Genomic DNA, 359 nt, shown 5'->3' with positions numbered 1-359 from the left:
ACTGGATTTGGGCGGTAACGCTCAGTTCGCTTGGCTCCACGCTGACCGGCATCAACTTCGCGACCACGCTTTACAAGAACCGCGCCCCGGGGATGGAGCTGTTCCGTCTGCCGCTGTTCTGCTGGACGGCGCTGTGCACGTCCATCCTGATGATCTTTGCCATGGTTCCGCTGACGGTGGCCACGCTGATGCTGGCGCTGGATCGCTACGCGGGGTTCCATTTCTTCACCGCCGGGTCGGGCGGCAACATGATGAACTATGCGAACCTGTTCTGGCTTTTTGGCCATCCGGAGGTCTACATCCTGATCCTGCCTGCATTCGGCATCTATTCGGAGGTGATCGCGACCTTTTCCGGCAAG

The 359-nt window shown here is 59.6% G+C and carries 1 protein-coding gene; it reads left to right on the top strand.

What is annotated here, in order from left to right:
* On the top strand, window positions 1–359 hold a 359-nt coding region (locus tag A3764_RS00750), incomplete at both ends, for a cbb3-type cytochrome c oxidase subunit I (protein ID WP_201722378.1).

This window comes from Sulfitobacter sp. HI0129, from assembly GCF_001635395.1.
Lineage (GTDB): Bacteria > Pseudomonadota > Alphaproteobacteria > Rhodobacterales > Rhodobacteraceae > Sulfitobacter.
This window is presented reverse-complemented; position numbering and strand designations above follow the sequence as displayed.